At 66.7% G+C, this 231-nt stretch carries 1 protein-coding gene; it reads left to right on the top strand.

Features of this window, described 5'->3' with window-relative positions:
* A partial coding sequence (locus tag SB752_RS33340; RefSeq protein WP_410719649.1) for a hypothetical protein occupies positions 1-189 on the top strand: 189 nt, incomplete at its 5' end.
* Positions 190-231 lie beyond the last annotated feature (42 nt).

The following is a 231-nucleotide window of genomic DNA, read 5'->3' as shown; positions in this document are numbered from 1 at the left end:
GCCGCGCTGTTCGCTCAAGGCGCGACCGTCTATGTCTGCGGGGACGGCAAGAACATGGCTCCGGCCGTGCGGGCCACGCTCGGTCGGATCTACCAGGATGCAACCGGCGAGAACGACGAGAACGCGGGCGCATGGATCGACACGATGGAGCGCGAGCATGGCCGGTATGTTGCCGATGTGTTCGCCTGATGCGCACGACGGCCCTGCGGATCGCGGTTGTCTGGCGGAAGC

The sequence above is a fragment of the Brevibacillus sp. SIMBA_040 genome (assembly GCF_046535075.1).
GTDB lineage: Bacteria > Bacillota > Bacilli > Brevibacillales > Brevibacillaceae > Brevibacillus.
Note: the sequence above shows the minus strand (reverse complement) of the source record. Positions and strands in the feature narration are given on the sequence as shown.